Genomic DNA, 20,058 nt, shown 5'->3' on the forward strand with positions numbered 1-20,058 from the left:
CGGGCTTTCCGCTGCGCGGGGCTGCCTTCGCTGCGCGGGCTTTCCGCTGCGCGGGGCTGCCTTCGCTGCGCGGGCTTTCCGCTGCGCGGGGCTGCCTTCGCTGCGCGGGCTTTCCGCTGCGCGGGGCTGCCGTCGCTGCGCGGGCTTTCCGCTGCGCGGGGTGTGTACCGGTCTGCCGTTGCGCGGGGGTGTGCCGGTGGGCCGCCGCCCTGGGGCTGTCAGGGGAGCAGGCGGGCCCGTTCCGTGAGGTAGCGGCGTTCCGGGAGGGTGGGGGCCAGGGTGGCGGCGCGGCGGAAGGCTTCGGTGGCGGCGGGGGTGTCGCCGGTGCGCAGCAGGAGTTCGGCGCGGACGGCGTGGTAGCGGTGGTGGCGGGACAACTCGCCCTGCAGGGTGTCGAGTTCCTTGAGGGCGAGGGCGGGGCCGTGCACCTCGGCGAGGGCGACGGTGCGGTTGAGGGCGGGCATCGGGCCGGGGGCCACCCGCAGCAGGAGGTCGTACAGGGCGAGGATCTGCGGCCAGTCGGTGGCCGCGACGTCGGGGGCCTCGTCGTGCAGGGCGGCGATGGCGGCCTGCAGTTGGTAGGGGCCGACCCGGCCGGCCGGGAGGGCGCGTTCGACCAGGGCGACGCCCTCGGCGATGGCGGCGGCGTCCCAGCGGCTGCGGTCCTGTTCGGGCAGCGGGACGAGTTCGCCGTCGGGGCCGGTGCGGGCGGGGCGGCGGGCGTCGGTGAGGAGCATCAGGGCGAGCAGCCCCATCACCTCGGCGTCCCGGGGGAGCAGCCGGTGCAGCAGCCGGGTCAGCCGGATCGCCTCGTCGGTGAGCCGGGCGGCGGTCAGGTCCTCGCCGCCGGTGGCGGTGTAGCCCTCGTTGAAGACCAGGTAGAGCACCTGCAGGACTTCGCGCAGCCGTCCGTCGGCCTCGTCCGGGCCGGGGAGGGCGAACGGCAGGCCGGAGGTGCGGATGGTCTGCTTGGCCCGGCTGATCCGCTGCGCCATGGTGGCCTCCGGCACCAGGAACGCGGCCGCGATCTGGGCGGTGCTCAGGCCGCCGACCGCGCGCAGGGTGAGGGCGATCCGGCTGGGCGCGGTCAGGGCGGGGTGGCAGCAGAGGAAGAGCAGGGCCAGCGAGTCGTCCCGGTCGGTGTCCGGGTCGGCGTCGGCGGGGCGGCCGAGCAGTTCGGACTGCGGGGTGGCGAGGAAGAGCCGTTCCTCGCGCTCGCGCCGGGCCCGGTCGGCCCGGACCAGGTCGACCAGCCGCCGGGAGGCCACCGTCACCAGCCAGCCGCGCGGGTTGTCGGGCCGTCCGTCCCGCGGCCACTGCTCGGCGGCGGCGAGCAGCGCCTCCTGGACGGCGTCCTCGCAGGCGTCGAACGCCCCGGCGTGGCGGCGCAGCAGCGCCGCCAGGACCTGCGGCGCGAGTGCGCGCAGCAGGTCCTGGTCGGCGGGAGCGGGGAGGGTCACTTGGCCTCGTGCAGGATCGGCCAGAGCTCGACCGGTTCGCGGTCGGCCCAGGGCATGTCGGCGGCGATCTCCAGGGCGCGCTCCTCGCTGTCGACGTCGAGCAGGTAGAAGCTGGCCATGTACTCCTTGGTCTCCAGGTAGGGGCCGTCGCTGACCACCGGCAGCCCGTCCTTGCGCCCCACCATCCGGCAGGCCGCGGCGTCGCCGAGGCCGTACGCGCCGATCAGCTCGCCGCTCTCCCGGTAGCGCTTGTTGAAGGCGTCCTGCTGGGCGATCGCCTCGGTCCAGCCCTCGGCCGGCAGCGAGTCCCACTTCTCCTGGTTGCCGTAGGTCATCAGCAGGTACTTCACGGGGACCACGTCCTCTTCGTCTCGTCGTGCGGTGCGTGCTTGCGTCCAGTGGTCGGAGCCGGGGAGACGGTCTCTACATGCTGCCGGAAGTTTTTCGAGGAGATCTTCCGGCAGCGCGTCCTCGCAGGTCAGACGGCGGGCGGGGTCCAGACGTACGGGGTGGTGGTGGTCACGGCGTGCATGCCGAGGCGGCGGAGGATGGGGGCGCTGTCGGGGGAGGCGTCGACCTGGAGGTGCCGGATGCCGTGGTCGAGGGCCCAGCGGGCGCGGTGGGCGACCAGGGCGCGGTAGATGCCGCGGCCGCGCCAGGCGGCGAGGGTGGAGCCGCCCCAGAGGCCGCCGAAGCCGGTGCCGGGGGTGCTGGTGAGCCAGGCGGCGGAGACCACCTCGGGGCGGGGGGCGTCGGTCTCGGCGACCAGGACGAGGAAGGTCTCGGTGTTTGCAGCGCGGGAGGCGAGGTCGTCGGCGAGCCAGGACCAGTCCTCGCCCCAGACCTCGCTCTGCAGCGCGGCGATCCGCCGCATGTCGGCGGGGTCGGTGACCCGGCGGACGGTGACGCCCTCGGGGGCGGGGACGGGGAGCGCGAGTTCGGCGGCGAGGCCGACCAGGACGGTCTCGGGCTCCTCGCCGACGAACCCGGCGGCGGTGAGCCGCTCGGGCAGGTCGGCGGGCAGGTCGTGGCCGCGGGTCTTCCACTCGACGGCCTCGCCGCGGGCGGCGAAGAACTCGCGCTGGCGGACGATGAGTTCGTCGAGCTCCTCGCCGCGCAGGCCGAGGTCGGGGCGGGGGGAGGTGACGAAGCCGCGGAAGCCGCCGTACTTGCGCAGCAGCGGGCCGTCGCTCTCGTGGGTCTCGCCCTCGCCGCGGGCGCCGAGTCCGCGCATGTGCTCGTCGTAGGCCGCGAGCAGGGCCGTGGTCGGGTCGGTCATCAGGTGAGCGTAACGATCGGTGCAAGGGGGTTTCCGGGGCTGGCGTTGACGTCGGGGTGAAGGTCTAGCGTCGTGGCATGCGGATCGGCGAACTGGCACGGCGGGCGGGCACCACCACCCGGGCGCTGCGTTACTACGAGTCGCGGGGGCTGCTGCCCGCGCGGCGCGGGGGCAACGGGTACCGGGCGTACGACGAGGAGGACCTGCGGCTGCTGCGGCAGATCCGGGTGCTGCAGGACTTCGGGTTCGAGCTGGAGGAGACCCGGCCGTTCGTGGAGTGCCTGCGGGCGGGGCATCCGGCGGGTGACTCCTGCCCGGCCTCGTTGGAGGTGTACCGGGCGAAGCTGGCCGAACTGGACGCGATGGTGGCCCGGTTGAGCGAGGTCCGGGAGGTGCTGGCGGGGCAGTTGGCGCAGGCCGAGGCGGCGCGCGACGCGCTGGCCGGGACCGGGCCGGGGGAGCCGCGCTGCGAGCTGGTCCGCACCGAGGAGTGACGACGGGGACGACAGGGACGACGAGCGTCAGGAGGACGCGATGGGTGGCGTGCGCAGTGTGACGGACCGGGACTTCGCGAGCGAGGTGCTGGCGGCCGAGGGGCCGGTGCTGGTGGAGTTCACCGCCGAGTGGTGCCCGCCGTGCCGGCAGTTGGCGCCGGTGCTGGCGGAGCTGGCCCGGGAGCAGGAGGGGAAGTTGGCGGTGGTGGCGCTGGACGTGGACGCGAACCCGGAGACCCGGGCGGCGTACGGGGTGCTGTCGATGCCGACGCTGATGGTGTTCAAGGGCGGCGAGCCGGTGCGGTCGATGGTGGGGGCGCGGGCGAAGAGCCGTCTGCTGCGGGAGCTCGACGACCTGCTGTAGCGGGTGAGGTGTGTCACGGGGGCGGGGTTCGAGTGGATGCGAAGCATCATGGCGTTGTAAAGTGCAACTAAATATTAGTTGTACTTGCCAACCATGGAGGTGCGATGTCCTCGCTCCCGGCAGCGTCCCGCCCCGCCCTGCGGCACGTCCTCACCCACCTGGTCACCCCCCTGCTGATGTGCCTCGGCATGGGGATCGCCTACCTCTCCGCCTTCCACGCCCCCGCCCCGCACCAACTGCCGGTCGCCGTGGTCGGCCAGGGCCCGCAGACCCAGGTGCTGGCGCAGACCCTCAAGGACAAGGCCGGCGACGGGCTGGACGTCACCACCGTGGCCGACACCGACGCGGCCCGCACCCGGCTGCTCGACCGCGAGCTGGTCGCCGCCTACGTGCCGAGCGCCGACGCGCCGACCCTGCTGGTGGCCTCGGCGAACTCGGACACCTCGGCCACCGTCGCCGAGAAGGTGTTCACCAAGGTCGCCACCCAGCAGGGCAAGCCGCTGACCGTCCAGGAACTGACCCCGCTGCCGGCCGGTGACCCGACCGGGCAGGGCCTGTTCTTCCTGATGGTGGCGCTCAGCATCGGCTCCTACGGCTCGGTCGCCGTGCTCGGCGCGGCCGGTGCGGCGCTGGGCATGCGGGCGCGGGCGCTGCTCGGCCTCGGCGTGGCGCTGGTGGTCAGCCTGTTCGGCGCGGCGCTGGCCGGGCCGGTGTTCCACCTGGTCGACCACGGCCTGCCCGGCATCTGGGCGATGAGCTGGCTGTACTCGGCGGGCATCATCGCGATCGGCACCGCCCTGCACACCTTCCTCGGCCGGTGGACCACGCTGACCATGATGGCGCTGTTCGTGATGCTCAACTTCACCAGCTCCGGCGGCATCTTCCAGCCCGAGCTGCAGAACGGCTTCTACGGCGCCCTGCACGCCTTCTGGAACGGCGCGGGCTTCCTGGAGGGCGTCCGCGACCACGTCTACTTCGGCGGCCGGGCCGGGTTCGGCGGCCACGTCGCCACCCTGTTCGGCTGGCTCGCGGCGGGCGCGGTGCTGCTCCTGCTGGCCGCCCGCACCGAGCGCGGCCGGGCCCTCGCCGCGGCCCGGCCGCAGCCCGTCGAGAAGGCCGTCGAGAAGGCCGTCGACGAGCCCGCCGAGGAGGAGATGGAGGAGGCGGTCGGCGTCTGAGTGCGGCTACCCCTACCGTGGTCCGCAACACCGCACGACGAAGGAGCCGCCGCCATGCCCGACCGCGACGCCGCGCTGGAGACCATCCAGCGGGAGCTGACCGCGTTCGCCCGCCGGGCCCGCCACAAGGCAGCCCAACTGCACCCCGAGCTCTCGCTGGTCACGTACAGCATGCTCGACCTGGTCAAGGAGCGCGGTTCCTGCCGGGGTGCCGACCTGGCGGCGCACTTCATGCTCGACAAGTCCACCGTCAGCCGCCAGGTCGGCGCGCTGGAGCGGCTCGGGCTGCTGGGCCGCAAGGCCGACCCGGACGACCAGCGCGGGCAGCTGCTGCACCTGACGGCCGCCGGGGAGCAGCTCCTCGCGGACGCGTACGAGCAGCGGCGGCGGGCCTTCACCGACCGCTTCACCTCCTGGGGCGACGAGGACCTGCACCGGTTCGCCGCCTACCTGGTCCGCTACGGCGAGTCCGAGTAGGCGGCGCGGGGCGGGAGCCGGGAGGATGGCGGCCATGCCCACGATGACCGAGCCCGAGTGGCGCGCCTTCCTCTCCCACGGCACCCGCACCGGCAAGCTCGCCACCACCCGCGCCGACGGCCGTCCGCACCTGGCCCCGGTCTGGTTCCTGCTCGACGGCGACGACCTGGTGTTCAACACCGGCCGGGACACCGTCAAGGGCCGCACCCTGCGCCGCGACGGCCGGGCCGCGCTGTGCGTGGACGACGACCGGCCGCCGTTCGCGTTCGTGCTGGTCGAGGGCGTGGCCGCGGTCAGCGAGGAGCTGGACGAGGTCCGGCACTGGGCGGGCCGGATCGCCGCCCGCTACATGGGCGAGGAGCGGGCCGAGGAGTACGCCGCCCGCAACGGCGTCCCGGGCGAACTGCTGGTGCGGCTGCGGATCGGCAAGGTGCTCGCGCAGAGCGGCGTCGCCGACTGAGGAGCCGCCCGGATTCCCGCTTGACCCTCACGTCGCGTGAGGCCGCAGGCTGGTCGCAACAGCGGCGGGAAGGAGGAACGCGATGGACGAGGGCTACACGGTCGGACGGCTGGCGGCGATCGCCAAGGTCACGGTGCGCACCCTGCACCACTACGACGAGATCGGCCTGCTGTCGCCGAGCGGCCGCACCCCGGCCGGCTACCGGCGCTACAGCGAGGCCGAGCTGGACCGGCTGCAGCAGATCCTGTTCTACCGCGAACTCGGCTTCCCGCTGGAGGAGATCGCGGCGATCCTGGACGACCGGACGGTCGGCCCCGGCGAGCACCTGCGCCGTCAGCGCGAGCTGATCGGCGACCGGATCCGCAAGCTGGAGGAACTCGCCGCGGCGGTCGAGCGAGCGATGGAGGCGAGGACCTTGGGGATCCAGTTGACCCCGGAGGAGAAGTTCGAGGTGTTCGGCAAGGACTACCAGGAGAGCTGGGAGGACGAGGCCGAGCAGCGCTGGGGCGAGACCGACGCCTGGAAGCAGTCCCAGCAGCGCACCGCCCGCTACACCAAGGCGGACTGGGAGCGGATCAAGGCCGAGGCCGACGGCATCAACGACGCCACGGTGGCGGCGTTCACCGCCGGGGCGGCCCCGGACGGCGAGCAGGCGATGGCGGTGGCCGAGCGGCACCGGCAGCACATCGGGGCGAACTTCTACGACTGCGGCCCGCAGATGCACCGCTGCCTCGGCGACATGTACGTCGCCGACCCGCGGTTCACCGAGACGTACGAGAAGCTCGCCCCGGGCCTGGCGCAGTGGCTGCGGGACGCGATCCACGCCAACGCCGACCGGCTGGAGCGGGAGGCCTGACCCACCGCCGGGCGGCCCGGGCTCGGACCGTCCGGGCTCGGACCGTCCGGGCTCAGGCCGCCCGGCCGAAGGTGCGCCGGTAGGCGGTCGGGGAGGTGCGCATGGTGCGGCCGAAGTGGTGGCGGAAGGTCGCCGCCGACTCGAAGCCCACCGCCGCGGCGATCTCCTCCACGCTGCCCTCCGGCGACTCCAGCAGCGGCAGGCTGGCCGCGATCCGCTGGATCGCCACCCAGCGCATCGGGCTGACCCCGTTGCGGGCGGTGAAGTGCCGCAGGTACGAGCGGTCGGACATGCCGGCCGCCCGGGCCAGCAGCGGCACGGTCAGCGGCCGGGCCAGGTGCTCCAGCGCCCAGCGCATCGAGCGGGTCACCCCGTCCTCCGGCTCCTCCACCGGCCGCACCGCGGCCTGGATGAACTGGGCCTGCCCGCCGTCCCGGTGCGGCGGGACGACGAAGCGGCGGGCGACGGTGTTGGCGACCTTGGCGCCGTGGTCCTGCCGGACCAGGTGCAGGCACAGGTCGATGCCCGCGGCGCTGCCCGCGCTGGTCAGCACCTGCCCGTTGTCGACGTACAGCACGTCCGGGTCGACCCGCACGTCCGGGTAGCGGCGGCGCAGTTCCGCCGCGTACCGCCAGTGGGTGGTGGCGGGCAGGCCGTCGAGCAGTCCGGCGGCGGCCAGCGCGAAGGCGCCGGAGCAGATCGAGACCACCCGGGCGCCGCGGGCGTGCGCGGTGCGCAGGGCGGCGGTGACCGCGGGCGGGACGTCGCCGTACGGGTCGGGCACCCCGACCACCACGACGGTGTCGGCGGCGGCGAGCTCCTCCAGGCCGTGCCGGGGGGTCAGGGAGAACCCGCCGACCGCCTCCAACGGGTGGCCGGGGCGCTCGGCACACACCCGGACGTCGTACCAGGGGGCGGAGAGCAGTCCGGCGAGCTCGGGCCGGGCGAGGGCGAACACCTCGACCACCACGCCGAGTTCGAACGGGGCCATGCCCGCGAAGGCGTACACCGCGACGGTGTGCACCGGCGCCGGGCGCCTTCCGATGGTGATGGGCACGGGCTCGGCCATCTGGTGCTCCTGGTGCGGCCGTCGTCGGTTTCGCGCCGAGTGTAGCGGCCGGGCCGACGGCGGTGCCGGGGGCGCCGACCGGGTGGACGGGCGCGCACGGACGGCGGCGGAGGCTGATCGGACGGGGACGGAGCGCGGCGGAAAACCTTTGGAATCCGGAGGCAACCTCCCGGGAGGATGAGGAGTCATCACTCGGGGAGTCGGTGCGGCCACTCCCCGTACCCTTCCCTGCCACGTCCGGAGAACGTCCGATGCCCACGTCGATCCGTGTCCGTTATGCGAAGAATGTCACCGTCTGCTCGGCCGCCTCGGGTTGGGGCCGACGCCACTGAGGGCCCGGCCGGAGGGGAGCTCCGGCCGGGCCCTCGGGGCGTCGGGGGGCGGGTCAGGAGGTCAGCGAGGCCATCCAGGACTCGACCTCGTCGGCCTGCCGGGGCAGGCCCGCGGAGAGGTTCTCGTGGCCGTCGGCGGTGACCAGGATGTCGTCCTCGATCCGCACGCCGATGCCGCGGTACTCCTCGGGGACGGTCAGGTCGTCGGCCTGGAAGTACAGGCCGGGCTCGACGGTCAGCACCACGCCGGGCTCCAGCAGCGCGTCCACGTACTCCTCGCGGCGGGCGTGCGCGCAGTCGTGCACGTCGAGGCCGAGCATGTGGCCGGTTCCGTGCAGCGTCCAGCGGCGCTGCAGGCCGAGCTCCAGGACCTTCTCCAGGTCGTACACCGAGGCGTCGATCAGGCCCCACTCCAGCAGGCGCGCGGCGAGCACCCGCTGCGCGGCGTCGTGGAAGTCGCGGAACTTCGCGCCCGGCCTGACCGCGGCGATGCCCGCCTCCTGGGCGTCGTACACCGCGTCGTAGATCTTGCGCTGCAGCGGGGTGAAGCGGCCGTTGACCGGCAGGGTGCGGGTGACGTCGGCGGTGTAGAGGGTGTGGGTCTCCACGCCCGCGTCCAGCAGCAGCAGCTCGCCGGGGCGCACGTCGCCGTCGTTGCGCACCCAGTGCAGGGTGGTGGCGTGCGGGCCGGCCGCGGCGATCGTGCCGTAGCCGACGTCGTTGCCCTCGACCCGGGCGCGGCGCCAGAAGGTGCCCTCGATCCAGCGCTCGGAGGTGGCGACGGCCCGGTCCAGCTCGCGCACCACGTCGGTGAAGCCCAGCACGGTGGCGTCGCAGGCGGCCCGCAGCTCGCCGATCTCCCACTCGTCCTTGACCCGGCGCAGCCCGGACAGGAACACCGTCAGCTCGTCGTCCTTCTCGGCGTCGAGCTGCTCGGCCAGCGCGGCCTCCAGCGCGGCGTCGTAGCCGCGGACGATCCGGGTCGGGACGGTGGTGGCGGCCAGCTCCTCGGCGGCCTTGCGCACGTCCCGCACCGGCAGGCCGTACAGCTGCTCGGACTCGGCCAGCGAGTGGCGGCGGCCGACCCACAGCTCGCCCTGGCCGCTCAGCCAGAACTCGCCGTTCTCCCGGTCCGAGCGCGGCAGCAGGTACAGCGCGAACGCGTGGCCGTCCTCGACCGGCTCGCCGACCAGCACGGCGTCCTCGGTCCGGTTGCCGGTCAGGTGGACGTACTCGCTGGCGGCGCGGAACGCGTACTCGGTGTCGTTGGCCCGGGTGCGCAGGTTGCCCGCGGGGACGACCAGGCGCTCGCCCGGGAACGCGGCGGACAGCTTCGCCCGGCGCGCGGCCGCGTACGGGGCCTGCACGTCGGGGGCCAGGCCGCGCAGCTCGGTGTCGGCCCAGCCGGTGCGCATGGACGCGGCGAGCTCGTCCGAGACGCCGTCGTACAGGCCGTTCTTGCGGCTCTTGACCGGCTGCTCGTCCTTCTCGCCCTCGGCGGAACCCTCGGGGTTCTCGGACACCGCCGGGCTGCGGTCCTCGGTCACTACGTCGCCTCCTCGCGCACGCTGCCGCCCGCCCGTCCCCGGGTCACGGGGCGCGCGGGCGGATGTCGCCCCCATGGTACGTAGGGGCGTTCGAGCGGAGGAAGGGCGTCCGGTATCCGGCCGGGGCCGTCCTACTCGAAGCGGACGGCCAGCAGCACCAGGTCGTCCGCGCCCGGCTCGGCGCCGCCGGCCCGCTCCAGCAGGTGGGCGCAGAGCCGCTCCGGGTCGAGCCGGACGTCCCGCGGGGCGTCGGCGGCGGCGCGGCGCAGGGCGCTCTGTCCGGCGTGCAGGTTGGCGGCGAAGCGGCGGGCCAGGCCCTCGGTGTACAGCACCAGCACGTCGCCGCGCTCGGCGGTGAGCTCCACCCCGGGGGCCTCCCAGCAGCTGAGCATGCCCAGCGGCGCGGACAGCGAGGTCTCCACGAAGTTCGCGCCGTAGCGGGTGAGCAGCACCGGCGGGCAGTTCGCCGCCCCGGCCAGCGCGATCCGGCGCTCGGCCGGGTCCACGCAGGCGTAGACGGCGGTGGCGGAGCGGGTCGGCTCGGTGGTCTTCAGCAGCAGTTCGAGGTCGCCGAGCACCGAGACCGGGTCCTCGCCCTCCAGCACCGCGTAGGCGCGCAGCGCGGCCCGCACCCGGCCCATCGCGGCGGCCGCGCCGGTGCCCGCGCCGGGCCCGGCGCCCGGGCCGCCGCCGAGCACGCTGCCCACGCTCAGGCCCACCGTGTCGTCGGGCAGCGCGATCGCGTCGTACCAGTCGCTGCCCGCGGCGCGCTCCAGGGCGGCGGGCACGCAGCGGGCGGCGACCTTCAGACCGGGGCGGGTGGGCAGGTGGTCGGGCAGCAGCGAGCGGCGCAGCGCCTCGGCGGCGCGCACCGCCCGGTCCGCCTCCAGTTGGCGGGCCAGCAGCGGGGCGGCGAACTCGCAGTAGCGGCGCACCAGGTGCTCGCGGCGCTCGTCCGGGCTGCCGGGCTCGTCGTAGAACCAGGCGGCGGCGCCGAGCGGGCCGCCGGGGCCGGCGGCCAGCGGCAGCGCGTAGCAGGCGCCGAGGCCGAGCTGCCCGGCGACCTCGCGGAAGCGCGGGCCGACGGCCGGGTCGGCGGCCAGGTCGGCGATCAGCAGCCGGCCCTCGGGGCCGGGGTGGCCGAGCAGCCCGGCGAACGGGCCGTGCTCGACCGGGACGGTCTCCAGCGCGCCGAGCATCGCCCGGTCCAGGCCGAGGCCGACCGGGCGGGCGGGCTGCCGGTCCGGGCCGGGCGGCAGGGTGACCACCAGGCCGCGGCGGGCGCCGAGCAGGGCCGCGCCGGAGTCCAGCAGCGCGTCGAGGGTGCCGCCCAGGCCGTCGGCCCGGGCCAGCAGCTCCAGGTGCTCCTGCAGGCTGGTGAAATCGGACAGCCATCCGGCCAAACGGTCCTGCAGGTCGGCCGCGGGCACCTCGCCGAGCTCCGGCAGCAGCACCGGATCGACGGACGGCGCGGGCGTCGGCGCGGCGGCTGCGGGCGCCGCGGCAGTGGACGCGGGCGCCGCGGCCGCGGGCACCGGGGACGTCAACGGGTGGACGTCGGTCATGTCGCAACTCCCCACAATCCGGAACGTGTCACGCAAGACCACCGAGACCGACCGAAACGATGTCTTTACTCACTACTCGGCAGGTTTCCCCCACTTGTACACAGGCCGATCGGGGCATGTCCAGGAGTACGGGGGCCGAACGTGCAGGGATCGTATGCGCAGGCCGCCGGGGCGCCACCCGGGGCGGCCCGGGCTCACTCGTACGGTGGAACCGGGGCCCGGGCGGCCGCGTCCATCCGGACGTATGGGGGATTCTCGTTCCAGCGGCGGGTAGCCGAGACGCACACGCACCGCCCGCCACCCCCGACCACGCCGTCCGACCGATCAGACGATCGCACCGACCGCGCCGTGCGCCCGGTGCGACCCCGGAACCGGCGCCGACCGGAACCGGTGCGACGCGGAACCGATGCGAACGCGGAAAGGAACGAGCCGCCATGCGCCCACCCCGCCGAGAGCTGCTGCCCGAGCGCGTCGGCCGCTGGTGGCCGGGCCGCCGGGGCCGTTCGCTGGCGCTGGCCGCCGCCCTGGAGGCCGCCGCCGGGTGCGGCTGGCCGGTGGTGCCGGGCGCGCGGGCGCTGCGCGGGGCGGCCGGACCGTGCTCGTGCGCGGACCGCTCCTGCGCGGTGCCCGGCGGCCACCCGGACGACCCGCCGCTGGAGGCGGCCACCACCGACCCGCGGATGGTGCGCTGGTGGTGGGAGCGGCGCGCCCCGGGCGCCCCGGTGCTGGTGGCGACCGGGCGGGCGCTGGGCGCGGTGAGCCTGCCGCGCCCGGCCGGGCCGTGGCTGCTGCGGCACCTGGAGGAGATCGGCGTCCCGTACGGTCCGGTGCTCGGCACGCCGGGCCGGTTCGTGCTGCTGACCGCGCCGTACACGCTGGCGGAGCTGGGCGGGCTGCTGGCCGAGCGGCCGTGGGTGCCGGGCGTGCTGCGCTACCACGGGCCGGGCGGCTACCTGGTGCTGCCGCCGTCCCGGACGGGGGTGGGGCCGGTGCACTGGGTGCGCAGGCCCGGGCCGGGGCGGCCCTGGCTGCCGGAGGTCGGGACGCTGCTGGGCGGGCTGATCACGGCCAGCGCGGTCGCGCTGCCGCAGGGCTGAACCGGGCCCCGGACGGCCCGGTTTGATGATGCTCGGTCAGATATGCTGCGCGCGGCGGCCCGGAACGAGAAATGTCCGACCGCTGGCGACGGGGGATGCACCAGCGGTCGGACTGTTCAAACAGTAACAAAGATCCGGCTCCGCGCCAATTTGTCCACGCCGAAAGGCCTTTGGGATTCCCGGCGGCCTTCCGGTGAACGGCGGACAATGTGACGCCGGTCACTCCGGACTAGTTCAGGGTGATCTGACGGCTCACCAGGTTGGCCCGGGCCCGGCGCTCCTCCGCGGTCAGCGGCGCGGGCGCGGCCAGCACCTCGGCCAGCTTCGCGGCGAACTCCACCGCGGGCTTCTCCACCTCCGCGGCGGTCATCTCCACCGGCAGGTCCCACACCGGGACGGTCAGGCCGTGCGCCCGGAACGAGCCCACCAGCTTGGTGCCCTCGCCCAGCGAGCTGTCCCCGGCCGCCGACAGCCGGGCCAGCGCGTCCAGCAACTGCTCCTCGGGGACGGTCATCACCCAGCGCAGGTGGTTCTTGTCCGGGGTGCCGCACCAGTACGCGGAGTCCACCCCGGCGAGCTTCTCGGTCGGGATCGCGGAGGCGTTGGCCCGCTCCAGCGAGGCCGCCACCTCGCCGGTCGCCGTCTCGGCGTCCTCCAGCCAGAACTCGAAGCCGGTGTGCACCTCGGGCACGAACGCGGCCGTGGTGTCCAGCAGTTCCTGCAGGCGGCGGCCGCCCGGGTTGGTCCGGCGGGCCGGCACCGGGGTGCCCGGCTCGGTGGCCAGCGCCAGCTCCAGCGCGTCCGCCAGGTCACGGCTCAGGTCGCCCGAGGAGGACTGCGTCTGCAGGCCCAGCAGGATCGACCCGTCCGCGCGGCGCAGGGCCGGCCAGGCCAGCGGCAGCACCGTCGCCAGCGTCACCGACGGGACCTCGCCGACGGCCTCCTCGGCCACCCCGGCGGCCAGCGTCAGCGGCACCGTGGCGGCCGGGACCAGCTCGCGCAGGGCCACCCAGTCGGCCTCGCCCGGCAGGCCCTCGAACGGGCGGTGCACCAACTCCTGCACCGCGTGCGCCGCCTGGCGGCCGTGGCACGCCTTGTAGCGGCGGCCCGAACCGCACGGGCACGCCTCGCGCGCCCCGACGACCGGGACCTCGCCCTCGACGGCGGTGGACTGGCTGGGCTGCTTCTTCGCGGCCTTCTTGGCCATGGTGCGGCTCTCCCGGGGACGTCGGACGTTGCTCCGGGCAGCCTACTTCGCCCGGGCCGCCCCGCCCGGGCCCCGCTCAGGCGCTGCGCCGCCGCCCGCCGCCCGCGACCTGCCCGAACGCCGGGAGCTCCGCCCACACCGTCACCTGACCGGGTGCGTGCCGCACGCCCCAGTCCCGGGCGAGCTTGCCGACGATGCTCAGGCCCCGGCCGCCGTGCGCCGTCACCGAGGGGCTGGCCGGGACCGGCCGGGTCGCCGCCCCGCCGTCCGTCACCTCCAGGGTCAGCAGGCCGTCCCCGCGCATCTGCCAACTCACCAGCACCGTACCGCCGTCGGCCTCCTCGTCGGCCGCGTCGTCGTCGTGCTCCAGCGGTCTCGCGTGGCGACAGGAATTGCTGAGGAGTTCGGAGAGGATCAACACCGCGTCGTCAATCACCGCTTCCGGTATCGACCGGTCGCCGAGATCGCTGCGCAGCCTGCGCCGCGCGGTCGAAACACTGGCCGGTCCGTGCGGAACCGCCATGGCCGATGAGGTCGACCCGGCCTGAACTGGCACAGCTCGCGCCACCATCAACGCCACCCCCGGACCTCCTTCAGCTTCTGCCGAGGGATGGATGCCCGCCGGTAATGCGTCGGAAACGGACGTTCGACGATCCGATGGCGGTATTAACGACATCCGCCCGGACTCCGGCCAAAAGGTGAGGGGTGCCTCACGTTCAGCGGCGGTGATCGCCGGGAAACACCGCCCGGAAATACCCCGTTCGGTATTTCTGTCACGCGATTGGGCCCCGGGTGCCGCCCGCCGCCGGGCGGCGCGGTCAGCGGCCGAGCTGGGCCAGCACCTCGGCCGGGCGGTTGGTGATCAGCGCCGCCACGCCGAGTTCCAGGCAGAGTTCGACGTCCTCCGGCCGGTCCACCGTCCACACGTGCACCGGGTGCCCGCCCCGGCGCAGCGCCGTCACCAGGCCCGGGTTCCGCCGCACCAGCTCGATGCCGGGACCGGCGACCGCCGCGCCGCCCGGCAGCGACCTGGTCCGGCCCAGCACCGGCAGCCGCCGCTCCCACAGGTACACCCGGGGCACCGCCGGGGCGGCCCGCCGGACGCGGTGCAGGGCCAGCTCGGAGAAGCTCATCACCCGCACCGCCGACTCCTCCGGCGCGGCCGGCAGCAGCCCGAACCGGCCCAGCACCCGCAGCAGTTCGGCCTCCACCCGGCCCGCGTACCGCACCGGGTGCTTGGTCTCGATCGCCAGCTCCACCCGCCGCCCGGCGTCCGCGACCAGCTCCAGCAGCCGCTCCAGGGTGAGCACCGAGCTGCGGCGCGGCTCCTGCGGGTGCTTCCACGAGCCGAAGTCCAGCGCGGAGAGTTGAGCCAGCGTCATCGTCGACACCGTGCCCCGCCCGTCAGAGGTCCGCGCCACCGTGCGGTCGTGCACGCACACCAACCGCCCGTCGGCGGTGACCCGGACGTCGCACTCCAGCCCGTCCGCGCCCTCCTCCAGCGCCCGCCGGTAGGCCTCCTCGGTGTGCTCCGGCAGCGCCGCCGAGGAGCCCCGGTGGGCGATCACCTTGACCGCCGAGCGCTCGACGCGGTCCGTCCGGGCGGCGGGCGAACCGGCCGCGCTGTGCTGGGTGTCCACGCCGACCACCGTACGCGGCGCCCGGTGGCCGCCGACCACCGGCGCGGCGACGGGCGGGTGAACAGCTCAGGGGCGCCCGACGGCCCCCGGGCGCTCCAGCGCCGTCACCGCGAGCGTGGCCAGCGCCGCCACCAGGAACGAGAACAGCGAGGCCGAGGTCCACGCCTGCGGGGTGAAGTGCACCGCCCGCTGGACGTCCCCCCAGAACCCGGTCCACCAGTCGCCGATGCCGGACGGGGCCAGCAACTGGTACACCGCGAAGCCCACCGCCCACGGCAGCAGCATCGACCAGCGCGCCGGGGCGTCCTGCGCCAGGTTCCAGCCGCGCCGGCCCGCGCCCAGGAAGTAGTCCGCCGCCAGCACCGCGAACAGCGGCACGAACACCGAGCCGATCAGGCCCAGGAACCCGTAGTACGAGTCGGTGAACTCCTTGATCTGCAGCGCCAGCACCGTCACCAGCACGCCGATCCCGCCGGTCAGCACCCGGCGGTCCACCCGCGGCAGCAGGTTGTGGATCGACATCGCGGTCGAGTACACGTTCGCGAACGACTGGTCGGTCTCCCGCAGCACCAGCACCAGCAGGAACGCCCAGCCCGCCGCGACGCCGGTGAACGACTCGAAGATCCGGTCCGCGTCCCCGCCCGACTGCAGCAGCGCCACCACGCCCAGCACGTAGCACCACACCTGGGCCACCGAGTAGCCGGAGAACGTCGCCCAGAACGCCTTCGACGAGCTGCGCGCGTGCCGGGTGTAGTCCGCGGCCAGCGGCACGAAGGACACCGACACCGCGATCACCGCGTCCGTCGCGCGCAGGAAGCCGTGCCAGTTGCCCGCGCCCGGGTCCGGGAAGCCCTGCCGGGCGAACTGCACCGTGAAGTACACCATCGCCGCGCCCACCGCGACCGCCACGTACTTGCGCAGCACCGCGATCGCGCCCAGCGGCCAGATCGTCAGCACCGTGGTCAGCGCGCCCGCCAGCACCACGAACAGCCAGCGCCAGCCCGCGGTGCCGGACACGGTCTGCGCGCCCCAGGCCACCACCGTCAGCTCGTACACGCCCCAGCCGACGCACTGCACGATGTTCAGCACCGTCGGCACGTACGACAGCCGGGTGCCGAACAGGCCGCGCAGCACCGCCATCGCCGGGGCGCCGGTCCGGGCGCCGACCAGGGCCGCCACCGCCAGCATCGCGGTGCCGATCACTGTGCCCGCGACGATCGCCGTCACGGCGGCGGCGAAGCCCAGCTCGTGGCCGGACTCGCCGAGCACCGTCGCGGCGCTGGTGAAGCCGATCAGACTCACCCCGAGGTTCGCCCACAGCGCGAACAGCGCCCGGAAGTCCAGGGTGCGCGGCGGGGCGGTGTCGAGGGTCAGCGGGGCCTCGGCACGCGCCTCGGCGGGCACCTCGGGGTCGGCCCCGGGGGTGCGCTCGGAAAACTGGGCAGACGGAACAGCCGTCATGGCCGATACTCCCTACGCCGGCATTACCCGGACAGGTTCCGGCGGTCAGCGCCCCCTCGGCCGTGGTGGCGTCACCGCCATGCCCTACGGTCGAACCGGCGCACTCTCAGCCTGGTTGGTCCAAGCTCCCGCGACGTTCTTCGGTTTACAGGAGCGACAGGCTAGCCTCCGACCGGGGGAACGCCAAGACCGGGGGTGCGACCGTCCGCATCGCGGGACCGCGGACGGGCACGTCGGCGAGCGTGCCGACGGGCCCGGCAGCGGGTGCGCCGGTGGGTGCGTCGGTGGGCATGTCAGGGCGGCCTAAGGCTTCTCATGATTTCTTCAGGGGGCCGCTTACGGTGTCCGAATCCGGCATAGGAAAAACTGTGCCCCGAGGTTGAGGACCGTGACCCCGGCGCCGCGGTTCGCGGCCGAAGGTTCTGTTCAGCGATGGAGGTCGTCCGTGAGCACCGAGCACGCGAGTGGTACCACCCCGCCGGAGAAGGCCACCGAGCCCACCGGCACCGAGGCGGTGGCCGCCGGGTCCGGTACGCCCGCCGCCCCCGCACCCGCCCCGGCCCCCGCGCCCGCACCCGCCCCGTCCTACCTGGACGCTCCGCCGCCGGTGCTGCCCGCGGCCGATCAGACCGTGCAGCTCGGCAAGGTGCCCGAGGCCCCGGCCGCCGCCGCGGCCCCCGCCGCCGCGGCCCCCGCCGCCGCGGCCCCCGCCGCCCCGGTGGACGCGCCGCCGCCGTTCCGGAACCCGTACGGCTCGGTCTCCGCACCCGCCAACCCGTACACCCGCCCGGACGAGCCGGCCAGCCCGTACGCCCGGCCGGACGAGGCCACCACCGCGGTCGCCCCGACGCTGCCCGCCCCGGTCCTCCAGGACGGCGGCCAGGCCGCGCCCGGCGACCCGAACGCCCCGCAGCAGCCGCAGCACCCGTTCGGCGCCGGCCACCCGGTCGGCGGCTGGGGCCACCCGACCGGCGGGGACGCCACCGGCGGCGCCGGCAGCGGCGGGCCCGGCGCGCCCTGGGGCACCGTCCCGCAGCCCGGCGCGGGCGGCCCCGGCAAGCGCAAGCGCGGCTCGCTGATCGCCCTGGTCGCGGCCGTCGCCCTGGTAGCGGGCCTGGCGGGCGGCGCGATCGGCGCCTCCGTCACCGACAACGGCAGGGGCAACGGCGGCAGCAGCGCCAGCCACAACAGCACCACCGTCACGGTCGGCAACACCCACCAGAACCTCGACCGGGCCCCCGAGTCCGTCGCCGGGATCGCCGCGAAGGCGCTGCCGTCCACCGTCACCATCAAGGCCGAGGGCTCCAGCGAGTCCGGCACCGGCACCGGTTTCGTCTTCGACACCGAGGGCCACATCCTGACCAACAACCACGTGGTCGCCCCCGCCGCCGACGGCGGCAAGCTCACCGTCAAGTTCTCCGACGGCTCCTCCTACAGCGCCTCGGTCGTCGGCCGCGCCCAGGGCTACGACGTCGCCGTCGTCCGCCTGGACAACCCGCCCACCGACAAGCTCACCCCGCTGCCGCTCGGCGACTCCGACAAGGTCGCCATCGGCGACGCCACCATCGCCATCGGCGCCCCCTACGGCCTGGAGGGCACCGTCACCACCGGCATCATCTCGGCCAAGGACCGCCCGGTGGCCTCCGGCGACGAGACCGGCGCGCAGGCCTCCTACATGAACGCCCTGCAGACCGACGCCTCGATCAACCCGGGCAACTCCGGCGGCCCGCTGCTCGACGCCTCCGGCTCGGTGATCGGCATCAACTCCGCGATCCAGTCCAACACCAGCGGCACCGGCCGGGCCGGCTCCATCGGCCTCGGTTTCGCCATCCCGATCAACCAGGCCAAGTGGGTCGCGCAGACCCTGATCAAGGACGGCACCCCCGTCTACGCGATCCTCGGCGTCCTGCGCAACGACAAGTACAACGGCGACGGCGCCCAGATCTCCACCACCCCCGTCCAGGGCACCCCCGCCGTCACCCCCGGCGGCCCCGCCGACCAGGCCGGCCTCAAGCCCGGCGACGTCATCACCAAGCTCGGCGGCATCGCCATCGACAGCGGCCCCACCCTGGTCAGCGAGATCTGGACCCACAAGCCCGGCGAGAAGGTCGAGGTCGAGTACAAGCGCGACGGCAAGGACGCCAAGACCACCGTCACCCTCGGCGAGCGCAAGGGCGACAACTGACCCCGCCCGAAACGGTGTGCACCTGGGCCGCTCCGACCCGTTAGGCTGGCCTCCGCCGAGGAGGGTTGCCCGAGCGGCCTAAGGGACCAGTCTTGAAAACTGTCGTGGCTTCGCGCCACCGTGGGTTCAAATCCCACACCCTCCGCGCAGGTGGGTGAAACCGCCAGGTGAGAGCGGGTGCCGACTCCGGTCGGCACCCGCTCTTTCGTCATCCTCTCTCATCCCGTGCACCCCGTATCCCGGCCCGATCCACCGTGTGTGGAACACCGGTGGAACGTTTTCGGGCCCGGCGGCGGGGCTACTCGGTCAGGTCGTCGCCGTTCAGGAAGCGCTCGATCAGGGCGTTGGAGTGGTCCTCGCGGTCGTTGATGACCTTCGCGTAGAACCGGAGCAGGACGGCGATGCTGTGCCCCGCCCGGCGGGCCACCTCGGCCTTGTCCACGCCCGCGGTCAGCCACCCCGACGCGGCGGTGTGCCGCGCCGAGTACGGGACGTCGGCGAACGGGCTGGCGACCTGTTCGGGCGTCAGGACCAACTTCCGGGCGGCCTTCCACACCTCCGCGGTCTCCTTGGTGAGCACCACGCCGCCCCTCGCCGCCCGGAACAGCCGACCGTCCGGTGCGACGCCGAACTCCGCGATGTGCTCCCGCAGCATCTGCACCAGCACCGGCGGGATCGGGACCGGCCGCGTGGTCTTCCGGGCCCGCCGCTTCAGCCCGCGCTCCTCGTGGGACCGCCCGTCGTCGGTCCACCGGGAGCCGACCCGCGGCGAACTCCCGTGCAGGAGGAGCTGCCCCCACCCCGACTCCGGCAGTGAGCAGTCGGCCTTGCGCAGGTGGTTCAGCTCGGCAGGCCGGGTCGCCGCGTACAGCATGCAGCCGTAGAAGGCCCGGAGGTGGCGACCGCGCGCCGAGACCTGCGCTGCCGCCTCGACCAGCGCGCGACCGGTCTGCGGGTTCGGCACCCACCGGAAGTCGATTTCGGCATCGGTCTCCGGCGGCGACCAGTCGATGAATTGGAGCGGGTTCGCGGGCAGCTTCCGCCGCTCGACCGCGTAGTTCAGCGCGTTGTTGAACACCATCCGCTTGCGGGTGATCGTGTTGTCCGCCGCAGTCTTTCCGTCCAGCGTCCGCGAGAGGGCGTCCAGGGCCCGGCGGATGGTGTCGGATTCCTCCAGCTCGCCGATCTGGACCGACTTCCGCGCCAGCCACTCCAGAGCCGCCGCGATTTCCCCGGGCTGCTCCGGCAGGTGCTCCGAGAAGTTGAACGCCCAGCAGGAAAGTGCCCTCCTCACTGGGCGTTTCGTCCCTGACTTCGGCGCTCAGGTTCCGCGCCAGGTCAGGGTGGTCTCGCCAGTTAGGCGGCGGGTCATGAGGCTGATCATGGC

19 protein-coding genes, 1 tRNA gene and 1 riboswitch are annotated in these 20,058 nt (G+C 74.3%); of the genes, 9 read left to right on the forward strand and 11 right to left on the reverse strand.

Features of this window, described 5'->3' with window-relative positions:
- Positions 1 to 218: 218 nt before the first annotated feature.
- The 3 genes from ACFY00_RS06820 to ACFY00_RS06830 all read right to left on the reverse strand — a co-directional run bounded on the left by ACFY00_RS06820 (position 219) and on the right by ACFY00_RS06830 (position 2,739).
- Positions 219 to 1,460, reverse strand: a complete 1,242-nt coding sequence (locus ACFY00_RS06820) for an RNA polymerase sigma factor (protein WP_388027965.1) — start codon at positions 1,458 to 1,460, stop codon at positions 219 to 221.
- Complete coding sequence (locus tag ACFY00_RS06825) at positions 1,457 to 1,810, reverse strand: YciI family protein (protein WP_033250452.1); 354 nt, start codon at positions 1,808 to 1,810, stop codon at positions 1,457 to 1,459. Before ACFY00_RS06825 ends, ACFY00_RS06820 begins: the two co-directional genes overlap by 4 nt.
- A gap of 128 nt (positions 1,811 to 1,938) precedes the next feature.
- A complete protein-coding gene (locus tag ACFY00_RS06830) occupies positions 1,939 to 2,739 on the reverse strand; it encodes a GNAT family N-acetyltransferase (protein ID WP_388027968.1) in 801 nt (266 codons plus the stop codon).
- Positions 2,740 to 2,816: 77 nt separating this feature from the next.
- Here ACFY00_RS06830 and ACFY00_RS06835 point away from each other — a divergent pair, with 77 nt between their 5' ends.
- The 6 genes from ACFY00_RS06835 to ACFY00_RS06860 all read left to right on the forward strand — a co-directional run bounded on the left by ACFY00_RS06835 (position 2,817) and on the right by ACFY00_RS06860 (position 6,568).
- Positions 2,817 to 3,233: a MerR family transcriptional regulator gene (locus ACFY00_RS06835; protein WP_388027970.1), complete on the forward strand. Its 417-nt coding sequence runs from the start codon at positions 2,817 to 2,819 to the stop codon at positions 3,231 to 3,233.
- A 40-nt stretch (positions 3,234 to 3,273) separates the two neighbouring features.
- Entirely contained in the window at positions 3,274 to 3,597 is a 324-nt protein-coding gene (gene trxA, locus ACFY00_RS06840) for a thioredoxin (RefSeq protein ID WP_388027973.1), read from the forward strand.
- Positions 3,598 to 3,701: 104 nt separating this feature from the next.
- A complete protein-coding gene (locus ACFY00_RS06845; protein ID WP_388027975.1) occupies positions 3,702 to 4,775 on the forward strand; it encodes a hypothetical protein in 1,074 nt (357 codons plus the stop codon).
- A 54-nt stretch (positions 4,776 to 4,829) separates the two neighbouring features.
- Positions 4,830 to 5,252 carry a MarR family winged helix-turn-helix transcriptional regulator gene (locus ACFY00_RS06850; RefSeq protein WP_285734132.1) on the forward strand — a complete coding sequence of 141 codons (423 nt, stop codon included), beginning with the start codon at positions 4,830 to 4,832 and terminating at the stop codon, positions 5,250 to 5,252.
- A gap of 43 nt (positions 5,253 to 5,295) precedes the next feature.
- Positions 5,296 to 5,712 carry a PPOX class F420-dependent oxidoreductase gene (locus ACFY00_RS06855; RefSeq protein ID WP_388028029.1) on the forward strand — a complete coding sequence of 139 codons (417 nt, stop codon included), beginning with the start codon at positions 5,296 to 5,298 and terminating at the stop codon, positions 5,710 to 5,712.
- A gap of 82 nt (positions 5,713 to 5,794) precedes the next feature.
- On the forward strand, positions 5,795 to 6,568 hold the full coding sequence (locus ACFY00_RS06860) for a MerR family transcriptional regulator (protein ID WP_388027977.1): 774 nt from the start codon (positions 5,795 to 5,797) through the stop codon (positions 6,566 to 6,568).
- A 52-nt stretch (positions 6,569 to 6,620) separates the two neighbouring features.
- Here the strand turns inward: ACFY00_RS06860 and ACFY00_RS06865 are convergent, their stop codons facing one another.
- The 3 genes from ACFY00_RS06865 to ACFY00_RS06875 form a co-directional block, all read right to left on the reverse strand.
- On the reverse strand, positions 6,621 to 7,637 hold the full coding sequence (locus ACFY00_RS06865; protein ID WP_388027979.1) for a helix-turn-helix domain-containing protein: 1,017 nt from the start codon (positions 7,635 to 7,637) through the stop codon (positions 6,621 to 6,623).
- 385 nt (positions 7,638 to 8,022) lie between these two features.
- Complete coding sequence (locus tag ACFY00_RS06870) at positions 8,023 to 9,516, reverse strand: aminopeptidase P family protein (RefSeq protein WP_388027981.1); 1,494 nt, start codon at positions 9,514 to 9,516, stop codon at positions 8,023 to 8,025.
- 131 nt (positions 9,517 to 9,647) lie between these two features.
- Entirely contained in the window at positions 9,648 to 11,081 is a 1,434-nt protein-coding gene (locus tag ACFY00_RS06875; RefSeq protein ID WP_388027983.1) for a PP2C family protein-serine/threonine phosphatase, read from the reverse strand.
- 434 nt (positions 11,082 to 11,515) lie between these two features.
- On the opposite strand from ACFY00_RS06875, the gene ACFY00_RS06880 reads away from it, so the two are divergent.
- Positions 11,516 to 12,178, forward strand: coding sequence for a bifunctional DNA primase/polymerase (locus tag ACFY00_RS06880; RefSeq protein WP_388027985.1), 663 nt, complete (start codon positions 11,516 to 11,518; stop codon positions 12,176 to 12,178).
- Between the two features lie 229 nt (positions 12,179 to 12,407).
- On the opposite strand, the gene ACFY00_RS06885 is transcribed toward ACFY00_RS06880, so the two are convergent.
- The 4 genes from ACFY00_RS06885 to ACFY00_RS06900 form a co-directional block, all read right to left on the reverse strand.
- Complete coding sequence (locus ACFY00_RS06885) at positions 12,408 to 13,385, reverse strand: DUF5926 family protein (protein ID WP_388027988.1); 978 nt, start codon at positions 13,383 to 13,385, stop codon at positions 12,408 to 12,410.
- 76 nt (positions 13,386 to 13,461) lie between these two features.
- Positions 13,462 to 13,956 carry an ATP-binding protein gene (locus tag ACFY00_RS06890; protein ID WP_388028032.1) on the reverse strand — a complete coding sequence of 165 codons (495 nt, stop codon included), beginning with the start codon at positions 13,954 to 13,956 and terminating at the stop codon, positions 13,462 to 13,464.
- Between the two features lie 247 nt (positions 13,957 to 14,203).
- On the reverse strand, positions 14,204 to 14,950 hold the full coding sequence (locus tag ACFY00_RS06895) for a glycerophosphodiester phosphodiesterase (protein ID WP_388028035.1): 747 nt from the start codon (positions 14,948 to 14,950) through the stop codon (positions 14,204 to 14,206).
- Positions 14,951 to 15,091: 141 nt separating this feature from the next.
- Positions 15,092 to 16,486, reverse strand: coding sequence for a purine-cytosine permease family protein (locus tag ACFY00_RS06900; RefSeq protein WP_388027990.1), 1,395 nt, complete (start codon positions 16,484 to 16,486; stop codon positions 15,092 to 15,094).
- A riboswitch (TPP riboswitch) is annotated at positions 16,477 to 16,628 on the reverse strand. It overlaps the preceding gene by 10 nt.
- A gap of 303 nt (positions 16,629 to 16,931) precedes the next feature.
- Between ACFY00_RS06900 and ACFY00_RS06905 the strand changes: the two genes are divergently transcribed.
- Together ACFY00_RS06905 and ACFY00_RS06910 are read left to right on the forward strand one after the other, a co-directional pair.
- Positions 16,932 to 18,671, forward strand: coding sequence for a S1C family serine protease (locus ACFY00_RS06905; RefSeq protein ID WP_388027993.1), 1,740 nt, complete (start codon positions 16,932 to 16,934; stop codon positions 18,669 to 18,671).
- Positions 18,672 to 18,730: 59 nt separating this feature from the next.
- Positions 18,731 to 18,816, forward strand: a tRNA-Ser gene (locus ACFY00_RS06910).
- A 153-nt stretch (positions 18,817 to 18,969) separates the two neighbouring features.
- On the opposite strand, the gene ACFY00_RS06915 is transcribed toward ACFY00_RS06910, so the two are convergent.
- A complete protein-coding gene (locus ACFY00_RS06915) occupies positions 18,970 to 19,965 on the reverse strand; it encodes a tyrosine-type recombinase/integrase (RefSeq protein WP_388027996.1) in 996 nt (331 codons plus the stop codon).
- Positions 19,966 to 20,058: the final 93 nt, after the last annotated feature.

The organism is Kitasatospora sp. NPDC001540 (assembly GCF_042894345.1).
GTDB classification, from domain to species: Bacteria; Actinomycetota; Actinomycetes; order Streptomycetales; family Streptomycetaceae; genus Kitasatospora; species Kitasatospora phosalacinea_C.